The sequence below is a fragment of the Ruegeria sp. D6 genome, assembly GCF_056534365.1.
In genome coordinates this window covers 30,588-51,424 of sequence record NZ_JBQFPH010000008.1, presented here as the reverse complement: position 1 = coordinate 51,424, position 20,837 = coordinate 30,588, and the positions used below count along the sequence as shown (strand labels likewise).

18 protein-coding genes are annotated in these 20,837 nt (G+C 55.5%); 12 read left to right on the top strand and 6 right to left on the bottom strand.

Going from position 1 to position 20,837, the window contains the following annotated elements:
• Positions 1 to 127 precede the first annotated feature (127 nt).
• A complete protein-coding gene (locus ACR0A1_RS19605; RefSeq protein ID WP_480868921.1) occupies positions 128 to 1,564 on the top strand; it encodes an arylsulfatase in 1,437 nt (478 codons plus the stop codon).
• A 238-nt stretch (positions 1,565 to 1,802) separates the two neighbouring features.
• Here the strand turns inward: ACR0A1_RS19605 and ACR0A1_RS19600 are convergent, their stop codons facing one another.
• Entirely contained in the window at positions 1,803 to 2,189 is a 387-nt protein-coding gene (locus ACR0A1_RS19600) for an excinuclease ABC subunit A (RefSeq protein ID WP_480868920.1), read from the bottom strand.
• 329 nt (positions 2,190 to 2,518) lie between these two features.
• On the opposite strand from ACR0A1_RS19600, the gene ACR0A1_RS19595 reads away from it, so the two are divergent.
• The gene (locus ACR0A1_RS19595) at positions 2,519 to 2,707 is read left to right on the top strand and encodes a hypothetical protein (RefSeq protein ID WP_170424798.1); all 189 of its coding nucleotides are present in this window, start codon (positions 2,519 to 2,521) and stop codon (positions 2,705 to 2,707) included.
• Positions 2,708 to 2,960: 253 nt separating this feature from the next.
• Here the strand turns inward: ACR0A1_RS19595 and ACR0A1_RS19590 are convergent, their stop codons facing one another.
• Positions 2,961 to 3,524 (bottom strand): coiled-coil domain-containing protein, encoded by a 564-nt coding sequence (locus ACR0A1_RS19590; protein ID WP_170566463.1) that lies wholly within the window; start codon positions 3,522 to 3,524, stop codon positions 2,961 to 2,963.
• A 31-nt stretch (positions 3,525 to 3,555) separates the two neighbouring features.
• Between ACR0A1_RS19590 and ACR0A1_RS19585 the strand changes: the two genes are divergently transcribed.
• From ACR0A1_RS19585 to ACR0A1_RS19545, 9 genes are all read left to right on the top strand, one after another.
• Positions 3,556 to 4,131 carry a hypothetical protein gene (locus ACR0A1_RS19585; protein WP_170566465.1) on the top strand — a complete coding sequence of 192 codons (576 nt, stop codon included), beginning with the start codon at positions 3,556 to 3,558 and terminating at the stop codon, positions 4,129 to 4,131.
• Positions 4,132 to 4,265: 134 nt separating this feature from the next.
• Complete coding sequence (locus ACR0A1_RS19580; RefSeq protein WP_480868917.1) at positions 4,266 to 4,922, top strand: PepSY domain-containing protein; 657 nt, start codon at positions 4,266 to 4,268, stop codon at positions 4,920 to 4,922.
• 38 nt (positions 4,923 to 4,960) lie between these two features.
• Positions 4,961 to 5,620 carry a response regulator transcription factor gene (locus ACR0A1_RS19575; protein ID WP_170395997.1) on the top strand — a complete coding sequence of 220 codons (660 nt, stop codon included), beginning with the start codon at positions 4,961 to 4,963 and terminating at the stop codon, positions 5,618 to 5,620.
• A complete protein-coding gene (locus ACR0A1_RS19570) occupies positions 5,620 to 6,948 on the top strand; it encodes a sensor histidine kinase (RefSeq protein WP_480563032.1) in 1,329 nt (442 codons plus the stop codon). Before ACR0A1_RS19575 ends, ACR0A1_RS19570 begins: the two co-directional genes overlap by 1 nt.
• A gap of 421 nt (positions 6,949 to 7,369) precedes the next feature.
• Complete coding sequence (locus ACR0A1_RS19565; RefSeq protein ID WP_480868915.1) at positions 7,370 to 8,884, top strand: FAD-binding domain-containing protein; 1,515 nt, start codon at positions 7,370 to 7,372, stop codon at positions 8,882 to 8,884.
• Between the two features lie 34 nt (positions 8,885 to 8,918).
• A complete protein-coding gene (locus ACR0A1_RS19560; RefSeq protein WP_480868965.1) occupies positions 8,919 to 9,017 on the top strand; it encodes a DUF2256 domain-containing protein in 99 nt (32 codons plus the stop codon).
• Positions 9,014 to 10,255, top strand: coding sequence for an FAD-binding domain-containing protein (locus ACR0A1_RS19555; RefSeq protein ID WP_480868913.1), 1,242 nt, complete (start codon positions 9,014 to 9,016; stop codon positions 10,253 to 10,255). The genes ACR0A1_RS19560 and ACR0A1_RS19555 overlap by 4 nt, the downstream gene beginning before the upstream one ends.
• 9 nt (positions 10,256 to 10,264) lie before the next feature.
• A complete protein-coding gene (locus ACR0A1_RS19550; protein WP_170396006.1) occupies positions 10,265 to 11,758 on the top strand; it encodes a cryptochrome/photolyase family protein in 1,494 nt (497 codons plus the stop codon).
• A 21-nt stretch (positions 11,759 to 11,779) separates the two neighbouring features.
• Positions 11,780 to 12,058 (top strand): YdeI/OmpD-associated family protein, encoded by a 279-nt coding sequence (locus ACR0A1_RS19545; protein ID WP_480868911.1) that lies wholly within the window; start codon positions 11,780 to 11,782, stop codon positions 12,056 to 12,058.
• Between the two features lie 312 nt (positions 12,059 to 12,370).
• On the opposite strand, the gene ACR0A1_RS19540 is transcribed toward ACR0A1_RS19545, so the two are convergent.
• The 3 genes from ACR0A1_RS19540 to ACR0A1_RS19530 are packed head-to-tail and all read right to left on the bottom strand — an operon-like array spanning position 12,371 to position 18,443.
• On the bottom strand, positions 12,371 to 13,690 hold the full coding sequence (locus tag ACR0A1_RS19540) for an aspartate aminotransferase family protein (protein ID WP_480754242.1): 1,320 nt from the start codon (positions 13,688 to 13,690) through the stop codon (positions 12,371 to 12,373).
• A complete protein-coding gene (locus ACR0A1_RS19535; RefSeq protein WP_480868909.1) occupies positions 13,687 to 16,068 on the bottom strand; it encodes a GcvT family protein in 2,382 nt (793 codons plus the stop codon). Before ACR0A1_RS19535 ends, ACR0A1_RS19540 begins: the two co-directional genes overlap by 4 nt.
• On the bottom strand, positions 16,065 to 18,443 hold the full coding sequence (locus ACR0A1_RS19530) for a GcvT family protein (RefSeq protein ID WP_480563026.1): 2,379 nt from the start codon (positions 18,441 to 18,443) through the stop codon (positions 16,065 to 16,067). Before ACR0A1_RS19530 ends, ACR0A1_RS19535 begins: the two co-directional genes overlap by 4 nt.
• 47 nt (positions 18,444 to 18,490) lie before the next feature.
• Between ACR0A1_RS19530 and ACR0A1_RS19525 the strand changes: the two genes are divergently transcribed.
• Positions 18,491 to 19,243, top strand: coding sequence for a sulfotransferase-like domain-containing protein (locus tag ACR0A1_RS19525; RefSeq protein ID WP_170396015.1), 753 nt, complete (start codon positions 18,491 to 18,493; stop codon positions 19,241 to 19,243).
• Here ACR0A1_RS19525 and ACR0A1_RS19520 read toward each other — a convergent pair.
• The gene (locus tag ACR0A1_RS19520) at positions 19,228 to 20,751 is read right to left on the bottom strand and encodes a trimethylamine methyltransferase family protein (protein ID WP_480754246.1); all 1,524 of its coding nucleotides are present in this window, start codon (positions 20,749 to 20,751) and stop codon (positions 19,228 to 19,230) included. The genes ACR0A1_RS19525 and ACR0A1_RS19520 overlap by 16 nt on opposite strands.
• Positions 20,752 to 20,837: the final 86 nt, after the last annotated feature.

The following is a 20,837-nucleotide window of genomic DNA, read 5'->3' as shown; positions in this document are numbered from 1 at the left end:
TCGCAGCTTCGCCCAATTCTTTAACGCTCAGCCGTTGTGAGAAAATACCGCAACGAGTGGGTGTTCTTGACGACTGGTGGCCTGGATCGTCAGACTTGAACCTGTGATCTTGATTGGAGGCGTTGTTATGAAATGGTTGTCGCGAACATTCCTACTGGCCTTATCCCTTCTATTTGCCACGGGCGCTTCAGCTCAAGATAAACCAAACATCGTATTCATATTTCTCGATAATTTTGGTTGGGGTGAACCCGGGTTCAATGGAGGTGGCATAATCCGAGGTACAGCGACCCCCGAGATGGATGCCCTCGCTGCGGAGGGACTGCGACTCACGAACTTCAACGTGGAAAGCCAGTGCACGCCGTCCCGCGCAGCGACCATGACGGGACGATATGGCATCCGGAGCGGCAACCACACGGTCCCACTAGGCGGCGGTGTCTACGGCCTGACTCAGTGGGAACTCACGATGGCCGAGATGCTAAAGGATGTGGGATACAACACGGCCATGTACGGCAAGTGGCACCTTGGCTGGACCGAAGGACGATATCCAACGAATCAAGGATTCGACGAATTTTTCGGAGTTGAGACCACTGACGTTACAGTCTGGCGCACGCTTCCGGGATTTGCTGAAGCCAACTTGGAAGAGCCTGTTGTGATGCAGGGTGTTGCAGGTGAGCCAGCAACCATCGCGCGGGACTACGATCTCGACTATCGCGGCGAGATAGACGGCGACCTGACGAAAAAGGCTATCGAGTTTATCAAAGCGAAGAGTGCCGAAGAAGCGCCGTTTTTTATCTATCTTGCCTATACTCAGACTCACTATCCAAATATCGCGTCCGAGGAATTTGATGGCGCCACCGGTAATGGTGTTTGGGCCGATATTCTGCTTCAAACGGATACCTATGTCGGGCGCATCGTTGATGCGATCGAGGCGGCAGGTGTTTCCGACGACACTGTGGTGATATTTACTGCTGACAATGGCCCCGAAGCTCTTCCGGTTGGAAACGCAAATGTCTCGCCCGTGCCAGCGGTACATGGCACCGCCGGGCCCTGGCGTGGCACTCTGTTCACCAGCCTCGAAGGAAGCATGCGGGTGCCTTTTGCGATCAAGTGGCCGGGTAAGATTCCCGCGGGTTCAGCAAGCAACGATGTTGTCCATTCGATGGACCTCTATCCGACACTTGCGGCATTTGCAGGCGGCAAGGTGCCTGATGACAGGGCCTTTGATGGTATCGACCAGTCGAAGTTCTTTCTTGGTGTCCAGCCAAATTCAAACCGAGAAGGCGTGATCGTTTACATGGGAGAGCAAATATTCGGCGTAAAATGGAAGGATTGGAAAGTTCTTTTCAAAGAGAATACGACGGCTTTTGGTGCAACGGAGTCTTTCGACACACCAAGGGTCTACAATCTATTGAACGATCCACACGAGCGCGAAAGTGTACTTTTCCCTTACACGTGGGCGGTCGAAAAGGCGCTTCCGCAGCTGCAAGAGCACATCGCTACCTTCGAGGAATACCCTCCGATTCCACCGGGAACGCCCGATCCCTACGAACCACCCAAAAACTGAACGGCGTCTTTGTCTGCACACTCGCCTTTAGTCGTCATTAGGTCTAACGACCTTTTTTTGCAGTTCGCGACTTGCTGCAAGAGCGAAACCCTAAACGGCGATCAAGGTCCGCTCAGGGCTCTCACCACCAGTCCAAGCGCACCACAGTGAATGGCCGCAGCGAGTCCATACTTTCGACTGCCGCAATCCAACCGAATGGCCGCAAACAGTGCTTCAAGGTGGTGAGCGATACCGGCTCTCAATTCAGAATGTCGGCGATTGCCCCTATCAGGTTCAGCACTTCATGTGTTTCACGGTTTACTTCGTAAACATAATCTCCGGCACGCACGTAATATCCGTTGCGCCGTAGTCCCCAACGGCTGGGATCATCAATGCGGACATACCCATCATGGATGTAATCGCCACGTCGATATTTCTTTGCCTGTCCAGGCGGTACGCACGGGATTGCCTTTTTTGCCAAGCCCGGCGGACAATGTCCGGATTTGGATTTCACATGGATCGGCGAGGTAGCGCCGGTTCCGCTAACGTGCCCCGTGCTAAGGCTCCACAAGCTGACACTGGCGTTCGCAAATGACGCGCCTTGCATGGTCAGTGCCACCGCCAGAATCCCAACAATCTTTTTCATTCCCAGCGCCTTTTTCAGCTTCTTAGCCTAGATATGATCTTGAATGGGCCTTGGCGAGTTCATAAGCGAAGAGTCGCTTTCCGATGCAGCAGTTTGTTCACGAGCTGAAATCATCGGCTGCGATTGTCATCGCAAATTCAACTAAAGCATCAAAACGGGATGTTCTTCCTCCACCTGGTCGCCCGCCTATTCGTTTGTCTTTATTTCGCGAACAACATTAACTGAACGTGAACAATGTATTCTCAGAGTGTTCAAACAGTCTCAGGCATAGTGACGGTGTTAGATCATACGGGACGTTGTTCCGTTTGATCGCTGACAAGGGGAAACGCATGATCAAGTCTGCCTTTGTGACTGAAGAGTCCAGCACAACAGCTGTGATGCAAACCTCCGGCAAAATCGCCGAAGAACGTTTGCCAACCACGACCAAATCGAGCAGTGGTCGCTTCCCTCCTATCGAAAATGCATTAACACAGATCGTCAAAAACAAGCGGCTTTCCGAGGCACATAACAACGTCTGAAGGCAGTTCAGCAGACCCCCACACAATTCCCGGTATTCGTCCTAGATATTGGAATTGAAAACTAAATCCCGCTCCAGTTATGGGGCGGGGTTTCTTTATTATGCCTTTGGGAAAAAGGGCGTAGCCCTTGATTTGCAAAAGTATCCGGCCAGCCGCTACCCATCCTGTGAAGCCTTTGGCTGACCCGGGCTTTAGTACTTCCGTGAGTGGTCAGTACTGCGGGTTGATTGACGCAGAGAGCCGTTGTCTTTCGTTACAGACCCAACAGCGCCTTTACCTCATGTTCAACGGCGTCGGTCACGGGCTTGTTTGCGGCGGCTTCCAGTGCTTCCCGTTCGGTCAATTCCTGTTCCTCGACCTGGTCAGCCAGTTCTTGCACCTGTTCAGTCGCTTCTTCGTATTCGACGGCAGCCTGACGTTCATCGTTCAGCTCCTGCGCTGCTTCGATCGAAGAGTCCAAATCAGCGCGGGCTTCATCCAATTGCTCCTCAATCTCTGGGTCCGTTCCGCCTGCGTCTTCCAGCGCTTGTTCGAGATCCTCGACGCGTTCCTGGTTTTCCTGGACTTCACCCAACGCGGCTTCGAGGTCTTCTTCAATCTCAGGAACAGTCCGCTCCGGCGGCTCCAAGCCAGCGAGCTCTTCCAATTGTTCCTCAAGCTCTTCGCGCAAGGGTTCTCCGGCCAACACAGTATCTCGATAATTGGCAATTCGGCCTACGCGGGAATTGGGCGCTGCATTTTCTAATGCAGTTGCGCTGGCGTTGGCGGCATTGAGCGCCCCTAACTCAGACGGGTGGGCACCAAGAAGTGCCGCCATCTTGTTCCCCTTTTCCCTGACCGCTGGGCGAATGGACTCTTCGACAATTACTGTTTTCGAAGGCTTCTTGTACGTCCTGGGCTTTTGTTTGCTACCGCTGGTGGTCGAGCGTTTTCCAGATGTGGCAACCGTTCTCGACTTGCCTTTGCCGCTAAAGATATCCTTCAAGGAAAAACGACCGCCCTTGCCCAAAGCAGAGCGCGAAGATTTTGTCTTGGATTTCCCGGTGTTTCGGCCACCAAAACTTTTGTCGGCACCTTTCTTTCCGCCTTTGTTACCGGCGAAACTGTGGTCACCACGATCTCCGCTGGCGGAGTTCCCTTTGCCACCGCTATTGCCTTTTCCGCCGCCGTTGCCTCCACCGTTTCCTTTATCGCCGCCTTTGCCGTTGCCTCCACCGTTACCCTTTCCACCGCTATTGCCTTTGCCCTCCTTTGCAAATGCAATATCCGGCACCGCAACGGTAGCTACGATGGCTGTAGATCCCAACAACGCGATTGCCAGGGTCGATGCTTTTAGCAGTCTCAAACTGGTGATTTTCATATCGACCTCCTCGGTGGAAATCAGCGGGTATCAGTTTTCTGAAACAACTCGCTATGTTCAATAGTCTCGATTCACGCACGAATCCCCAATGCTTCTTGCCATTTAACTTGAGGGTGCTTGAACGCAGGGCTAACTGCTTGTTCATCATCGGTTCATGTCGAAAGACGTAGTCTCTAGCCGCGAAATACGAGGACTTTCATGCGCGCGAAGGTGATCTTGGTGGTAGCAAGCCTGATTGTTGCTTTGCCTGTTGGGGAAGCGGCTGCCCAGACACGCGAGCTCAAGCAAGGTGAACTGCGCAAAGCGACCCTGACCGGGGACACCATTCGTTTGAAACGGGTTATCAAAGGTGTCGAAAAAGCCTATGGCGGCACCCCTGTCGATGCGCGCGCGTTTCAGGCTGATCAAATTTACTATCGTATTCTAGTCAAAAAGCCCGATGGAAAAATTGTCAGTGTCATTGTGGATGCACAGACCGGTACAGTCGTTTCCAATCGATCCAGTGTTGGGCGTCAAATATCGAAAGCAGCCCGTTCGAACCCCGCCAACGCCAACAACAGCCGCGACACCAACAGCAATCGTGGAGCTTCTGCGAGCCGTGGAAACAACGGCAAAAGCGGTGGCAATAGCAATGCTGGTGGAAACGGCGGCGGCAATGGCAACGGCGGTGGCAATGGCGGCGGCAACGGCAACGGCGGCGGCAATGGCAACGGCGGCGGCAATGGAGGTGGAAATGGTGGTGGAAACGGAGGAGGTAATAGCGGTGGTAACGGCAGCGGCAATGGTGGCGGAAACAGCGGTGGAAACGGCGACGGCAACTCTGGCGGGAACGGCAAGGGCAACGGTAAAAAATAGGGCTTAAACCAAAGCAGTTGTGACTGTAGTTTTTGAATATGAGAGTACTTCTGGCCGAAGATGAACCGCAGCTATGCGAGCAGATTAAGAAACTTCTTAGCGCAGAAGGCCGCGTGGTAGATGTGGCCAAGAATGGTACTGACGCCCTGCACCTAGGTGCGACCGAACCTTACGACATGATCATCCTCGACATCGGGTTGCCGGAACGCGACGGTATTTCTGTCCTGCGCGAATGGCGCAGCGCGGGCGTCAAGACACCCGTGTTGATCCTCACCGCCCGCGATGGGTGGAGCGAGCGCGTGGATGGTCTTGATGCAGGTGCTGATGACTATATGACCAAGCCATTTCACATGCCCGAGCTGGCCGCTCGTGTACGGGCCATCCTGCGCCGACAAAGCGGTCAGTTAAACCCGGTTATCGAAATGGGGGACGTTATGCTCGATACACGAAACGGTCGCGTCAGCGTGGGCGGCATTCCTGTTGATCTGACGGCGCAAGAGATCGCAGTTCTGACATACCTTGCCCACAACATCGGACGCATGGTGTCACGTACCGAGTTGTCAGAGCATATCTATGAATATGACGGTGACAGGGATTCGAACACCATTGCCGTCTTCATAACCCGGCTGCGAAAGAAACTGGGCTCTGACCTTATTACAACGGTCAGAGGACGCGGCTATATGATCGATACGGCCTGATGTTATCGCTGCGCCAACGCGCTTTGCTTGGCGGCCTTGCGACAGGCGCGCTTTCTGTCGGCGTCGGAACGTTGATTGTGTTTTCGTACATCAACACACGTGTTCTGGAACAATTCGACCAGACGCTACGTGACCGGCACACCCAACTCGTTGTCGGTTTGAGCGCAACGACGCATAACCCTGAGGCATTGCGCGAACTGATATTCGATCCAGCCTATGGAACGCCGTATTCAGGCAGATACTGGCAGGTTACCGATGGAAACGGGGCTACATTCACATCAGCCTCGCTCTTTGACGAGACAATTTCCGAACCTGTACGTGTGAGCGAAGAGGCAATCGTTTGGAACACCACAGGTCCGGACAGCGAAGCCGTTCGTAGCGCATATCAGAGAATCACATTCGAAGACGGAACCGAGTGGGGCGTAACGGTCGCCGAAAGCAGGCGAGAGCTGATAAGCGAACGCAGAGCCGCGCAAAACAACTTGCTACCGGTTTTTGGATTGGTTGGTTTGATTGGAGTTGCCGGTTCGTTGTTGTTGATGTCAGCAATTATCGGCCCCCTCAGGAAGTTGCGTGCAGATGTGGCGCATCGCTGGGACAAGGGAGATGACTTGATTCCGGAAGACTACCCAGAAGAGGTTTCGCCGCTTGTTGAGGACCTAAATAAATTGCTTCACAGGAATCGTGAAATTGTGTCTGGTTCTCGGCGACAAGCTGCGGATCTGGCACATGCGCTCAAAACACCGACGGCAATTCTCAGAAATGAACTGGCGATTTTGTCGGACGCGGGTGCAGATATCGAACCTGCAGATGACGCGTTAAATCGAATTGATGCTCAGCTAAAGCGCTCACTTGCGCGTATGCGTGCGTCGAACACCGCAGAACTTACGCATTCACGAACTGACCTTACCAATTCCGTCAACAGGTTATCCAGACTGTTTTCGGTCATGGCGGAACGCGAAGGAAAATCTCTGACGACAGATTGCGAGGATGGGATTCAGGTTCGAATGGATACTCAGGACATCGAAGAGGTGATTGGAAACCTTCTCGACAACGCGCTCAAGTGGTGTCGGACAACAATTCACATCGCCGCAAAGCGTGTAGACGGCGGCATTGAGATTTGCATTGAGGATGACGGACAAGGAATTCCGGAGGATGCACTTGACGGAGTAGTTCGATCCGGAGGTCGGTTGGATACCTCTGTCAGCGGCACAGGATTGGGTTTGGCAATCTGTGTTGATCTGATGAACGCTTATGGTGGCAAACTGAAACTGGAGAAATCAGCGGACCTTGGCGGCTTGGCCTGCCGAGTACTTATATCAAGCTAAAGGTGGCCGCATCTGGTTAGAAATAGTCGTTGATCGCAAGCAATCAAAAGGCGGCTTTGTCCGTAGAGCAGACATTGAGTTGAATTCAAACAACGACTGCTTCGTGCCCAATCTCCCAAATGCTGCGCCTCACCCCAAACGCACCGATGCGCCCAGAGCTGACATTGAGCCATAAACGAACGACCCAAACTTGCTTTCCAGTTACCTTTAGATACCCGGCTACGTAGCTCCTAAGAATGGAAATTCGGTGCAAACGCGAAATCGGAGCAGTATCGAACCGAAAAATTTGTGGACATTCGAGTTCTTGTTTGAGTGCGGTTTGCCAGAGTTCATTGTGCTCAAGTCTGACACTGGTAGGTGACTTGTCGGACGGCAGATCCAACGTAAGAGCTTTCACGTATTCTATCAAAAAGGAGATTACGTGCAGGTTGTATGGTTCAAACGCGATCTCCGGGTCGATGATCATGAGGCGCTGGCGCAGGCGTCTCGTAACGGTCCGGTTTTGCTGCTTTATGTGGTTGAGCCCGAGCTTTGGCAGCAACCCGATGCCGCGGCGCGACATTGGGACTTTGTTGCCGAAACACTTGCTGAATTGCGTGGAGATTTAGCGGACTTGGGCCAACTGCTCATCGTACGTATGGGGCGGGTGACACAGGTGCTGTCTGATTTGGCGACCTGCCGACTGATCGAAGCCCTTTGGTCACATGATGAAAAGGGAAATGATTGGACCTATCGGCGGGATCGTGAAGTTAGCGCGTGGTGCGGGCAGAGAGGTAATCCTTGGACCCAGGTTCAGAACCATGGTGTGTTTCGCCCGCTTAAATCCCGCGATGGCTGGGCGGCCCGTTGGACAGAGTTTATGGAGCGGCCCGTGTCTTCGTCAACGCAACTTACCCCTTTAGACATAGAGCTCGGCCCCACGCCGATCCGGTGTGACCTTAACCTGGCGGATGATCCATGCGCCCACCGCCAATTTGGTGGCCGCCGTGCGGGACTTGATTCCTTGGATAGTTATCTGATCAGCCGCGGCAAACGATATCGGCGCGAAATGTCGAGCCCTATTGAGGGCTCAGTCGCGTGCTCGCGCATTTCGCCTTATCTTGCATGGGGTGCGTTTTCGATGCGTGAAGTGAAGCAAGCGACGGATCGACAGCGTCGTTCAATGCCTGCGAATGCCAGAAATTGGCGCAAATCTCTCCGATCATATTCCAGCCGGCTCCATTGGCATTGCCACTTTATTCAAAAGCTTGAGGACGAACCGCGGATGGAGTCGGAGAATTTAAATCCGCTCTACGATGGTCTTCGTCCTCGGGAGCCCCACGCGGATTTACGTTCCACATGGTCAAGGGGGGAAACGGGGTATCCGTTTTTTGATGCCTGCATGCGGTCATTTTCAGCGACTGGGTGGCTGAATTTTCGGATGCGGGCAATGGTGACGGCCACGGCTAGCTATCACCTCTGGCTTGATTGGTGGGCTCGGGGTTTGCATTTGACGCGGATGCTTTCGGATTACGAGCCGGGTATTCATTGTAGCCAAGTGCAGATGCAATCGGGAACCACGGGCATCAATACGGTGCGCACCTACAATCCAGTGAAACAGGGGTGCGATCAGGACCCGCATGAGCAGTTCATTCGAAAATGGGTGCCCGAATTGGCACCGATCTCTGACCCGTACATCCATGAACCTTGGACGGCACCGAACGCAGGGCAGATCATAGGCTTTGCCTATCCTGCACGCGTCTTTGATCATTTGGCGGCCGTCAAAGCCGCGCGCGAAAGGGTCTGGGGGGTCCGCAGAGGCGATGAATTCCGCGATGGATCCAAAAAGATCATGTCAAAACACACCAGCAGAAAATCCGGTAAAAGAACACTTAAACGCACAGGATCGACAGAGGATCTAGCACAGCTCAGTCTACCACGCGGAGACGCCGAATGAAGATGCGAAAAAAAGCGAATCTACCACAGAAAATCTGCTTAGTCTGTCAGCGTCCGTTGTTTGGCGCAAGAAATGGGAAAAGGTCTGGGATGAGGTTAAGTACTGCTCAAAAAAATGCAGATCCGCCGCATGACTGAACTGTTCCCGGAACTTATTACTTTACCCGAGACCGTCGATTTCAGCCCGACGCGCGCGGGTGGCCTCAAACGGCTAGAGAAATTCGTGACGCGTGCTGGACAGGACTATGCTCGCACGCGGAGCTACGATTTTGGGACCGAGCGGTGCAACAATGTATCAGTCTTGTCACCATGGCTCCGCCATCGCTTGTTGACCGAAGAGGAGGTGCTTACACGGGTATTGGCGTCGCACAGTCCCGACACTGCTGAGAAGTTTGTACAAGAAGTTTTTTGGCGGGCTTACTTCAAAGGTTGGCTGGAACAAAGACCAAGCGTCTGGTCACACTATCAACGCGACCTGATGGACGCGCTTAACTCACTTGATAACGACACGTCATTGGCAAGCCGCCATACTGATGCAGTGTCAGGCAATACCGGCATAGACTGCTTTGATCATTGGGCAAAAGAACTCGTGGGCACCGGTTATCTGCGTAACCATGCGCGGATTTGGTTTGCCTCAATCTGGATATTCACCTTGCGTCTGCCTTGGCAGTTGGGCGCTGACTTGTTTTTGCGACATCTGATTGATGGTGATCCGGCGTCGAACACATTGAGCTGGCGATGGGTCGCGGGCTTGCACACGAAAGGCAAGACCTACCTCGCCCGACCTGACAACATCGCCAAATATACCGAAGGCCGATTTCGCCCCACTGGGTTGGCCAAGTTCGCAGAACCGCTGACCGAACCGGTAGAACACCCACGTGTTTCTTTTCCAATCCTTCAAATGCAGCCGAAAGAGCCATTTCTATTGCTAGTAAGCGAGGATGACATGACCGGTGCATCCATCATGCCCGTACCGCCCGTTGCAGTGGTAGGACTTTTGGCAACCCACGGTCGCTCCCCTAATCCGGTTGGATTTATCCCGGTGAATTTTGCAAAAGAAGCAATGAACAGCGTTTTGTCAGACCATGAAGTGCGTGCGCAATCTGCCGATGATTGGAGTCTGCCAATAATTGAAGCTGCGCAAAGTGCCGGAGTAAGAAGAATTGCGACTGCTTATGCGCCAATAGGTCCGGTACGGTCCAGGTTAGATCGTGCTGAGCCTATTTTGCGTGAAGCAGGCCTGACGCTGGAACGGTTAATTCGCCCTTATGACGCTGTCTCATGGCCCCACGCGAAGGCGGGATTTTTCGGACTAAAGAAAAAGATACCGAACGTTCTGAGCCAGTTGAATTTTGTCGCTGTAACGAAGTGAGATCTCAGTTTGTCAACCGCTGCCCTGCTGCTCCCTAACCAACTGTTTGCCCAACATCCCAGTCTGACTCCCCAGCCGGACAAAGTGGTGCTCTTTGAAGACCCTCTATTCTTTGGCGACCCGATCTATCCCGCCAACATGCACAAGCAAAAGCTTTGGCTGCACCGGTCATCGATGGCCCGATATCGCGACGATCTGATTAGGCAGGGTTTCGACGCGACGATCTGGCCCTATGAACGGGAGGCGGGTTCGTGTTTGCGGTTATTTCAGAACCTGCAAGAACTCGGCGTCGATCAAGTGAACATGGTCGATCCTGTCGATTTTATCGCCGAAAAACGCCTAAGTGCGGCGGCGGGTATTACAAACATCACAATCAACTTACAGCCGTCCCCAGGCTTCTTGAACACACAAGACTATAACCTGGCTTGGTCGACCGGCAGAAAGCGCTGGTTCATGGCGGAGTTCTACAAAAGCCAACGCCGCCGTTTGAACGTGCTGATGAATGGCGATCAACCGGTGGGCGGTCAGTGGAGCTATGACGAAGACAATCGAAAGAAAGTCCCCAAAGCGCTGCTCAAGAGCCTGCCTTGGATTGATTGGCCGACCCATGATGCAATTGATCAAACGGCAAAAGACAGCGTTCTTGCCGAGTTTCCGGACGCTCTGGGGACACTGGATCGTCTTTATTACCCAACATTCCACAAAGAAGCTGCCGACTGGCTAAATCAGTTTTTGGAACGGCGCTTTGATCGGTTTGGCGATTATGAGGATGCCATTGTCGAAGGCGAAAGCTGGCTTTGGCACGCTGTCCTGACGCCCGCATTGAACATTGGACTTTTGACGCCGAAACAAGTCTTGAATACAACGCTCGCCCATGCCTATCGCAGAAATGTTCCGCTGAATTCGGTGGAAGGGTTCATCCGCCAGATCATCGGATGGCGTGAATTTATGCGGGCGACCTATGATGACCTAGGCGTAAAGATGCGGACCACAAATCACTGGAACCATCGCCGCACTATGCCAGTCGCATTCTACGACGCCAGCACAGGGATCGATCCGCTGGACGACACGATCCGCAGGGTGCTTAAAACCGGGTATTGCCACCACATCGAGCGGCTTATGGTTCTGGGTGGCTTCATGTTCCTTTGCGAGATCGATCCTGACGATGTTTACCGCTGGTTCATGGAGATGTTCGTGGACAGCTATGATTGGGTCATGGTTCCCAACGCCTATGCCATGAGCCAGCATGCTGACGGCGGGCTGATCACAACGAAGCCCTATTTTTCCGGCTCAAACTACATCCGCAAAATGAGCCATTGGGGCAAAGGGCCGTGGGCCGACATATGGGATGGTCTGTATTGGCGCTTCATCCTGAAACACGCGGGCACGCTTGCCAGCAATCCAAGATGGGCAATGATGTGCCGCACGGCTGAGCGCATGTCCTCGGATGTCAAAGACAAGCACGTCACGACCGCCGAAGCCTTTCTGCAGCGGATAACCTGAACATGATCTACCTGGGGCACCATGGATGAGATCGTGATCACATCCAAAGATCAGCTTTGGCACTGGTTGGCAAAGAACAATGCCCAAAACGAAAGCGCCCGATTGATCACCTGGAAAGCAGCACATCCCGATAAATATATCAGCTGCGAAGAGGTATCGGGTGCGCTGGTTGTACATGGGCCGATCAATGGCCGAAGGCTCAAAGTCGACGAAAAAAGGAGGGCACAACTCATCAGCCCGCGCTGGCAGCAAGCTTGGTCCAAAAGCTACAAAGATCGTGCCGCGCGTCTCAGTCATTAAGGCATCATGCACCTATCAGGTGAACCACTGTCTTCGGCTGTTCGGATATGCTTGGGCCTTACTTATGGCGGGAACGGCGTTTACCGCAGTTTTCATGCACCAGACACGGTTATGGGGGAGCTACTCTCCCATCCACCTGTTGATTCCGGTTACACTTGTTAGCCTTTTTCTGGCGAGCAAGGCGGCACGTCAGGGAGACATCAACCGTCACAAGGTGCTTATGATATCCCTATTTGCTTTGGCGCTTGTGGTAACTGGCTTGTTCACGCTGTTACCTGGCCGCGTCATGAACACTACACTTTTTGGTGCTGTTCATACCTGAATCGCCGCATCGCCTAGCGCCTGATCAAGACTCGTTGTGACTTGATCCACATCCTCCATAGACAGGCAAAGCGGGGGCACCATGCGTAGGCATTGCTGGAACGGACCGGATTTCGATAAGATAATTCCTTGTGCGCGGCAAGCCTCGAAGACCTCGGACGTCATCGTCTTGTCAGGTGTTTTGCTGTCGCGGTCGATCACGAATTCCAGTGCCAGCATCAGACCGTGGCCTCGAACATCTCCGATGGCCTTATGCTTGGCTTTCAGATCGTTCAGGCGCTCCAACAGCTTTGCACCAACGGTCTTTGCGTTCTCTTGCAAACCCTCATCGCGCATTACCGCAAGGACGGCACGCGCGGCGGCAGCAGAGGTCGGGTTCGCTCCATAGGTGTGGAACATGAACTTCTCGGCCATTGGCTCTGCGATATGTTTCTTGGCCACAACGGCGCCGATAGGAAAGCCATTGCCCAAACCTTTAGCCATAACAATTATATCGGGAACCACGCCGTCCGCCTCAAACCCCCAGAAGTGATCGCCAGTGCGGCCGAAACCGGATTGAACCTCATCCGCGATATAGAGCCCACCTGCTGCGCGTACTCGTTCCGCCGCCCCCGACATGTATCCCGGCGGCATCTGGTGGATACCGCCATAACCTTGCACACTCTCAACCAAAATCCCGGCCACCTGGCCGGATGTAGCGGCATTGATCGTGTGGGTGATCTCATCAAGATAAGGCGCAGTGCCGGGGCCAAAAATGCCGCGATACTGGTTCGGATCAGCGACAAAGGCCACGTTGCCGGGCATGCCCGGGTGCCGCCACCCAGAAATACCCGTGACTGATTGCGCTGCAGCGGTCGGTCCATGATAGGCGGTCCTCAAAGCGAGCAAATCAAGATTGCCGGTGAAGGTCCGCGCCATTGTCATGGCCAGGTCGATGGCCTCAGACCCCGAATTGGTAAGATGCACCACCCAGTCATGACCTTTTGGCATTGTGGCAGCAAGTTCCTCTGCCAAATGCGCAGGCGTCGGGTGATAGAACATGGTCGTACAATGGGTGAGTTCTTGCGCCTGTTCCATCGCTGCGGCGACGACCCGGGGATGCGAATGGCCGACAGAGATGCAGACGTTCATTCCCAGAAGGTCCGTGTATTTCCGCCCGTCCGTATCCCACAGATACTGACCTTGCCCCTTCTGAAATACGATTGGTTCCTGGAACGGTGTGAAACGGGTCAGTGAGGCCGCATAGAACCGATCACGCCGCGCGGCGGTGCTGTCAAAGTTCCACTCGGTATGCAGGGGATGTTCGATCATTTGGCGGCTCCAGCTTTCAAACGGGTATTGTCAGGGTCATATGGAGGACGCGGCAGAATGGTTGCCCGCCTGTGCTGCCCTAGGATGGAAACGGTCAAGTTTTCGCGTGCGGTTGGGTCGCGCAGGTACGCCAGTGCGAGCACCTTGCCGGTGCGATGGCCATAAGCACCGGAGGTGATGATCCCAACCGGGTGCTCCCGATGCCAAAGCGTGTGGGCATAGAACGGATCGACTTCGCCTGCCTCAATCTCCAGCAGAACCATGTCCCATTCTTGACGTAGGGTGTTGCGCAAGTCTTTGCGGACAAAGGGTGTAAGTCCGGCTTCTAGCGGGCTGCGTTCCGTTGTCAGGTCGCTTCCCCAAGCGCGATAGCCCTTTTCCAGCCGCATCGAGTTGGCGGCATAGGCGCCATAAAAGCCAAGGCCATGGGGTTGGGCGGTCTCTTCCAGTTTGGTGAAAAGCGCAACGGCCTGATCGCGCGTAACATGCAGCTCCCACCCGCATTCCCCAAGGTAGGACACGCGCAGGGCTCGCACGGGGATACCAGCGATCTCGGTTGCCTGCGCGGTGAGCCACGGCATGCTGGTGAGTTCGGGCAACACATCGGGTGATTTCGGGCCCATGACACCGATCACGGCCAGATCTTCGCAGCGGTTGGTAACGGTGACCTCGAACGCCGCCGCTGCCTTGATCAACTGATCCAAGTCGATTTCCTCGGCCGCAGCCGCGCAGGTCAGGTAGGCATGATCCTCGGCCAATCTGGTGACGGTGAGCTCTGACAATACCCCACCTGCTGGTGTTAGCATATGGGTCAGGCAGATGCGCCCCGGTTCTGGCGCGCGGTTGGATCCGAGCGCCTCAAGGAACGCCGCCACATCCGGCCCGGTGACATCGAATTTCGAGAACACCGAAAGATCGGCCATCGCAACGCGATTGGTGGCGGCATCGACCTCGGCGGCCACTGCATCGAACCAATTGGCGCGGCGGAAGGTTTCAATCGCCTCTGCGCCGGGTGTATCGGTGAACCAGTTTGGCCGTTCCCAGCCATGGGCCGCTCCCATTACCGCGCCCCGTTCGACCATCAGCTCATGCAATTGAGACAGACGCAGGCCACGACCTGCAGGTCGTTCCTCGTGGGGATAGTGGACACCAAATTGTAAGCCGAAACACTCAATGGCTTTGGCCACGCGATAGTCGCGATCTGCCCAGGACCCGAAGCGGCGACTATCCACTGCCAGCGCATCCATAGGCGGCGCGCCATGGGTCATCCAATGCGCGAGGAACCAGCCTGCGCCGCCGCCCTCCATCACACCCATGGACGAGCCGGTCAGCAACCACGCGTTTTGCAACCCATGCGCCGGACCAATCAGCGGGTTGGCGTCGGGGGTAAAGGTGATGGGGCCGTTGATGACCGATTTGATGCCCCCAGTTTCCAGCGCTGGAATGCTTGCCATGGCCGCCTCGATGATATCTTCTACCCGGTCTAGGTCAGGCGGCAGCAAGTCCGCACCAAATTCGGGCGGGACGCCATCCACGGACCAGACCTGTGCCTCTTTTTCGTAAGGTCCAAGGATCAGCCCATCGCGTTCTTGCCGGACATACCAGCTTTCTTCGGGGTCGCGGATGATCGGCAGTTCAGGCAGCCCCTGAGTAATCCGGTCTTCCACGACCTGTACAGTATCGGTTACCAGATATTGGTGTAGCACCGGGACAGTGGGGATGTTCAGCCCCATCATTTGGCCGATTTCCCATCCCCAAGTGCCAGCCGCGTTGACTACATGTACCGCCTCAACCGTGCCTTTGGGCGTGTCGAGCAACCAATGGTCGCCATCGCGCCGGATCGCGGTTACTGGGCAGTTGCGCCAGATCTGCGCGCCGCCCTGGCGCGCCACCTCGGCCATGGCGTTGGTGGCAAGCGTGGGATCGACGTGGCCGTCATCGGGTTCATAGATTCCGCCCAACAGACCGTCGAGTCTTGCCAGCGGATGCAACTCGGCGATGCGTTCGGGTGTCAGGACTTCCAGCGGATAGCCCGTGAAATCCGACAGGCCTGCGACATGGCGAAACTCATCCATCCGGTCCGGGTTGCGCGTGATCCGCATTGCGCCAGTGGTGTGAAACCCGCAGTCACGGCCCGTCTCCTGTGGCAGAATATCCCGATAGAGTCGCACGGACGTGGCACGCAGTTCCTGAATCGTCGGATTGTGCGCGAAATGGGTACACAGGCCCGCTGCATGCCAGGTTGAGCCATGGGTGAGGTCGTTCTTCTCCACCAGCAGCACATCCGTCCAACCCACTTTGACCAGATGATACATCAGCGAGACGCCCATCGCGCCGCCGCCGATGATGACAACCTGTGCCTTGGTCACGGTGCTCATTGTCCACGCATCCTTTCATTTTTCGGGTCAAAGGGCGGGCGCTGCAACGGGGTGGCAGCATAGTCTTTGCCAGCGACCTTTACCGTGAAACTACGTGCGCAAGTTTGAGCTTTCGCCTCACTTGGGTCGGTGGACACAAGAGCAAAGCAAAGGTTCAGCCCGGTGCGAGGTCCACGCGCGCCGGAGGTTGTGAACCCGACATGTCGACCTTCTTCAAAGATGGGTTCATCGTGCAGAATCAACGCCGAACCTTCGATTTGCATCAGGACAAGACGTTTGCGGGTGCCCTGTTCCTTTTGTTCCTGCAAAGCTGCCTTGCCGGTGAAGTCCTTATTCCAGTCGATGGTAAAGCCAAGCCCCGCTTCCAAAGGTGTGACGGTCGGATCAATGTCATGGCCCCAGTGTTTGAAGCCCTTTTCGATCCGGCAGCCATCAAGCGCATAGTGCCCAAGCGGCGCAGCGCCTGCAGCGATGAGCGCGTCGAAAACGCGCACTGCGACAGCATTGGGAAGGGTTAACTCCCAGCCGTATTCACCGACAAAGCTTACGCGGGTGGCGCGCGCACTTTGGCCTTCGACCTTAAATTCGCACACCTGACCCATTGGCGCATTTGCCCATGCGACCCCGGCATCCAGTTTCTGCAGCACCGGGCCACTGCCTGCGCCCATGACACCAAGTGTGCAAAACTCCTCGGTCACATCCGTTAGCGTCACGCCATCGGCCAGATTGCGTCGCAGGAACGCAAAGTCACGAGCACGGGTCGCGGCACCCGATGTGATATGGAAACGGCTGTCGGCGAGACGAGAGACGGTGATATCCATCTCGATCCCGCCACGGTCGTTCAGGATTTGGGTGTAAACTGCTTTGCCGATAGCGACGTCCATCTGCGCGGTACAAAGCTGGTTCAGCGCGTCAAGAACACGCGGCCCCGTGACGTCTATCTTGGTAAAGGGGCTGAGGTCGATCAGGGCCGTGCCCTTGGCCATAGACGCAGCTTCGTTTTGGGTAATCGGCCACCATCCTTGAGCGCCAATAGAATACGCCTGCGCCTCGCCATACCAAAGCCCTCGCTCCCACCCGGCGGTTTGTCCAAACTGCGCCCCAAGGGCAGCCCATCGATCATGCAGTGCGGACCTAAGCATCCCGCGCCCGGCCTTGGGCTGTTTGTAAGGCCAATGCAGGTTGAAGAGGTCCGCGACGGCCTCTTCCATCCGTGCTTCCAAATGCGCGGGCGTTGCCGTAAGTGGGTCGACCCGGGCGACATCCACCTCCCACATGTTCATTGGCGGTTGGCCATCGACCATCCAATCGGCCAAGGCGCGTCCGATCCCGGCCGAGGACATAACGCCCACCGAGTTCATGCCTGCGCCGACAAACAGACGATCAACGTCAGTTTCCCCGACTAGTGGGCGTGTGTCGGCGGTAAAGCTCTCGGGGCCGTTCATGAAATGCTGCACGCCTAAGTGCTCCAACGCGGGGCAAAGCTCCAAAGCCGCTTCCATAAAAGGGGCAAACTGATCCCAGTCTTCTGCCATCTCAAGGAAAGGTCGGTTGCCTTCTGGCCCGTATGGGTTCCAGCATTTGGCATTGGGTTCAAATCCGCCAATCACCAATTTTCCGGCATCGCCCTTGATATAGATGCCTCGATCCAGATCGCGGATCACTGGGAAAGGGTCGGGCAGATCGGGGAAGGGTTCGGTCACAACGTACATATGCTCAACCGCTTGGAGCGGTAGCGCGACCCCGGCAGTCGCAGCCAGCTCTCGCGACCAGGCTCCTGTCGCGATGACCACCTGGTCCGCTTCCATAGTGGTGCCGTCAGCAAATGCCACGCCCTTTGCTTTCCTGTTTTCGGTGATCAGTCTTTCGACCTCGACGCCTTCACGGATCGTTACACCGAGGGTCTTGGCGGCACGAGCATAGGCCATACATAGGTCGACCGGGTTCACATTGGCGTCTTCCGGCACATGCAATGCGCCGACATGTTTTGAAAGATCGAGCGCGGGCAGCGGAACATCGCGCGCAGCGATCACCGCTGGCGTTAACCCTTGCGTCGCGCCGAGGTCAGCAATCCGGTGAAATTCGTCCATGCGCGCCGGTTCGCGCGCCAGCCAATAACCCCCGGTGCGTCGATATCCGGTGGACATGCCTGTCTCTTGCTCCAGCGCCGGAAAGACCTCAAGCGCGGCAGAGGCAAGTACCGTCATATTGGGCGTCGCGCGCAAAGGGCCAACAATCCCCGCCGCATGCCAGGAGGTGCCCGACGTCAACTGGTTGCGCTCCAGCAACGTGACATCATCTGCGCCGCGTTTCCCAAGATGATAGGCTACGCTAAGGCCAATTGCGCCGCCGCCAATGATCAAAATGCGGCTCATGCAAACCCCTGTTGACGCAAGCTTTTCAGCACCACTAGGCTAACCACATGACTATACATGCTTTGTGGTGCCACCCACGCTCGGTTTCGACGGCGTTTGAACGGATCATGCGCGAGCGTGGTGATCTGTCGGTCCTGCACGAACCGTTCATGTACCACCACTACCTTACGACCAAGGATCGGCTTTTTCCGGGTTTCACTCCGGAACCGGGACATCCGGTGACCTACGATGAAATTCGCGCCATGATCCGCAAGACCGCGCAGGGTGGTCTGGTTTTCTTCAAGGACATGGCATACTACGTCGCCGACAGACTGCCCCGCGATGCAGGGTTTGCGGGCGAAATGACCCACGCCTTTTTGGTGCGCAATCCCATCGAAGCCGCGCTTTCCTACGCAAAGCGCGATCCTGAGTTTACGCAGTTGGAGTTGGGACATGAGGCGCAATGCAGGCTTTACAGCGCGTTGACCGAGCTGGGCCATAGCCCGTTGGTGATTACTGCAGATCAGTTGCGCAATGATCCGCAGACCACGTTGCGCCGCTACTGGGCACATGTGGGGCTTACGTTTCTGGACCATGCGTTCACGTGGAACGATGCTGTGCCGGATGGATGGGGTTCGGTTCAAAGCTGGCATACCGAAGTGCTGCAAAGCGGGGCGATCAAGGCGCCTGAAGCGGTCGACTTCCAAGCAGAGCTTCACCAGCTCGGAGAACCCTATACCGACATAGCTGCGCATCACGTACCGTTCTACGAGCGGATGTGTGAGATTGCAGAAAGCCAGGCCCATCAGAAGTATTCCTGATCTGGTTTTTCGGCTTTGCGGGCGGCGATGTAGTCCTTGAGAGCTGCATCAATGTCTCGGTCGAGGCCGGGGTCCTCATACCCTGCTAGTCGTTCCTTCCAAATGACGTTGGCCCGCACGGCCGCATCCTGTTCACCTGCCGCGTGCCATTGCTCGAACGAGTTATCGTCGGGTGTCCACGGGCGAAAGAGCGCAGTCATGAAGTTGGCTTGCGTATGTTCAGACCCAAGGAAATGTTGCCCCGGCCCTGTTGTGGCAATAGCCTCCATCGCCTGAGCATTTTCGCTCATATCGATCCCGTCAAAAAAGCGTCCGATCTTGCCGCACAGATCATGATCAATCACGGTTTTTTCGAACGAGGTCACCAACCCCCCTTCGAGCCAGCCGGTCGCATGGTTGATCAAGTTGGCACCGGCAAACATCGACATCATCAGACCCCACGCGGCCTCTTGCTGGCTCTGCGCATCGGACAGTTTGGACGAACTTAGTGTGCCAACAGTGTGCAGGGGCACCCCGAGCCTGCGCGCAAGTTGCCCCGCGGCGAGAACCATCAACCCGGCCTCAGGTGTGCCAAAAGTTGGCGCGCCGGATTTCATCGACATGGTCGAGGCGAAGCTGCCCATCAGACAAGGCGTGCCGGGGTTCACCAGTTGGGTTAACGTCATTGTCGCCATGGATTCGGCCAGCACTTGCGCAAGCGTGCCGGCCACGGTCGCGGGTGACATCGCCCCAGTCAGCACCCAGGGCGTGCAGGCGACGGGCTGGCCCGCGCGGGCATAGGTTTTCAGCGCGCCAGACATATGGCTGTCCATCACCAAAGGCGCATTGGTGTTAGACACGCAGTATAACGCGGGCTTCTCTGAGATGTCGCCAAAAACAATGCGTGCCATGTCAATTGCATGGCCCGCCCGTTCAGCACCGATAAAGGCACCCATAAACGCGCGGTCAGAGTGGCGGATATGAGCGTAGAGCATATCCAGATGGCGCTTGTTGGCGGGCAGATCAACAGGTTCACAAACCACACCGCCCGAATGATGCAGCCATGGCAGTGTGTGGTGTAGCTTTACCAGATTGTTGAAGTCTTCATGGCTCGCATAACGCCGGCCGCGATCCAGATCATGCACAAAAGGCGGACCCCAGGACGGGCACAAAACCGTCGCATCGCCGCCAAGCTGGACAGTGTTTTTGGGGTTGCGGGCATGCTGTATGAACTGGCTTGGCGCGGTTGCCATGATGGTCCGGCGGCAAAAGCCGGGCGCGAACCGTACCCGTGTGCCGTCTACATCGCACCCTGCATCCGCAAAAATCAGGAGGATCTCAGGATCGTCTTGAAATTCCATACCCGTCTCAGAAAGGATGGTGTCGGCATTTGCCTCAATCTGCTCAAGCCCGGCATCGCTGAGGACACCGAAGGTTGAAAGCTTGCGCAAAATGAATGGCGCACGCGCGTCGTTCGGTGAGCGTTGCTTTGCCGTTTTTTTGCGGCGAGAGGTGCGTATGCGAGACATGTGATAACGATGCCGCAGCGATTGACCAAACCCAAGAAAATCTAAATAGCATTAGAGATTCTTATACTAAGGATGAGCCGTGCTTG